3 protein-coding genes are annotated in these 1778 nt (G+C 73.5%); all 3 read right to left on the bottom strand.

Annotation, left to right across the window (positions count from 1 at the left end; genetic code table 11):
• On the bottom strand, nucleotides 1–314 hold a 314-nt coding region (locus tag HNR28_RS18020; protein ID WP_184143104.1), incomplete at its 3' end, for an NAD(P)-binding domain-containing protein.
• Nucleotides 315–480: 166 nt separating this feature from the next.
• Entirely contained in the window at nucleotides 481–1641 is a 1161-nt protein-coding gene (locus HNR28_RS18025; RefSeq protein ID WP_151025674.1) for an enoyl-CoA hydratase/isomerase family protein, read from the bottom strand.
• On the bottom strand, nucleotides 1638–1778 hold a 141-nt coding region (locus HNR28_RS18030; protein WP_280528055.1), incomplete at its 5' end, for an acyl-CoA dehydrogenase family protein. The genes HNR28_RS18025 and HNR28_RS18030, both read right to left, overlap by 4 nt.

Here is a 1778-nt window from a genome sequence, read left to right on the forward strand (position 1 = left end):
TTGCGGGCCGATTCGGGGGCGATGGTGCTGCATTCGAGCACCAGTGCGCGCGGGGCGATGGCCGTGAGCAGGCCGTCCTCGCCCAGGTACAGGCCCTCGACGTGGCGGCTGGCCGGCAGCATGGTGACGACCACGTCGGCCCCGGCCACGGCTGCGGCCGCCGAGGCCGCGGCCGTGGCGCCCGCCTGGACCAGGCCCTGGACGGCCTGGGGGACCAGGTCGAAGACCTGGAGCCGGTGGCCGGCCTTGACCAGGTTCTGTGCCATCGGGCCGCCCATGTGGCCCAGTCCGATGAATCCGATGGTGCTGCTCATGTGTGTCTCCTGTGATGATGCGTGGAATTCTTGTGGCTGCCCGGTCCCGCGGGTGTGCGGTCGTGGGTTGCGGTCGTGGGTTGCGGCCGTGGGTTGCGGTCGTGGACGCGCGGGCTGCCGGGGGCGATGCGCGCCGCCCGCGCGGCCCGCGATCGCGGCCGCCGGCTCAGGGCCCCAGGTCCGCCAGCGGATGCGGCTCGCCCTCGGGGACCGGCGGGACCAGGAAGCGCCGCGCCCAGTCCGCCGTGGCCTGCTCATGCGTGGCCGGGTTCCAGCGCGGGGACTTGTCCTTGTCGATCAGCAGCGCGCGGATGCCCTCGCGGAAGTCCGGCTCGGCGCAGCAATGCAGCGAAGCCGCGAATTCCATGCGGAAGGTTTCCGCCAGGGACTGGTGCCGGGCGCGCGCCAGCAGCGTGTGGCTGAGGCGGGCCGAACCGGGCGAGCCTGCCAGGAAGGTGGCGGCCGCGCGCGCCAGCCAGGGATCGGGGTGGTCCTTCCAGGCGGCGATGGCGGCGGCGATCTCCAGGAAATCGGCGCGGCCGCAGGCCAGCCGGATGGCGTCGGCGTGGCGCTGCAGCGGCCCGGGCTCGGGCGCCGGTGTCTGGCAGGCGTCCAGCGCGGCATCGACCTGGGCGGCGTGGCAGGCCGGATCGGCCGTCCAGTCCGTGGCCGCCAGCGCGGCCAGCAGGGCGTCGGGCTCGCCGGCCTCGCAGACCCGGTCGGCCAGGCCATAGTGCAGGCAGTCGGCCGCGCCCAGCTGGGCGCCGGTGAAGGCGAGGAAGGCGCCGATGCCGCGCGGCAGGCGGCTGAGCATCCAGGTGCCGGCCACGTCGGGATACAGGCCGATGGTGACTTCCGGCATGGCGAAGCGCGTCGCGCCGGTGACGATGCGGTGGCTGGCGCCCAGCATCAGTCCCACGCCGCCGCCCATCACGATGCCGTCGGCCCAGCACAGCACGGGCTTGGGGTAGCGGTGGATGAGGTGGTCCAGCCGGTATTCGGTCTCGAAGAACTCGCGCGCCGGCACGTTGGCCCAGGCGTCGCTCGCCGGGCTTTCGAGCATGGCGCGGTACAGGCTGTGCAGGTCGCCGCCGGCGCAGAAGGCCTTGCCGCCCGCGCCCTTGAGGACCACGGCGGCGACGCCGTCGTCGCCGGCCCAGGCCCGCAGGCGGTCGTCGAGCAGCCGGCACATGGGCAGCGACAGGCCGTTCAAGGTGCGCGGGCTGTTGAGCGTGGCCACGCCGATGCGCCGCCCGCCGCCCGCGGGAAGCTCCTGGAACAGCACCGGCGCCTGGCCGGCGGATTCGGCAAGGGGGGACGCGCTCATCGCAGATCGGCCTCCTGGGTGAGGATGTGGCGCGCCACGATTAGGCGCATGATTTCATTGGTGCCTTCCAGGATCTGGTGCACGCGCGTGTCGCGCACCAGCCGTTCCAGCGGGTAGTCCTTCAGGTAGCCGTAGCC

This window comes from Castellaniella defragrans (assembly GCF_014203015.1).
In the GTDB taxonomy this organism is placed as follows: Bacteria; Pseudomonadota; Gammaproteobacteria; order Burkholderiales; family Burkholderiaceae_B; genus Castellaniella; species Castellaniella defragrans.

Excerpts from the sequence above, each read along its gene's own strand:
- HNR28_RS18025 (WP_151025674.1), bottom strand. The coding sequence starts at position 1,641 with ATGAGCGCGTCCCCCCTTGCCGAATCCGCCGGCCAGGCGCCGGTGCTG.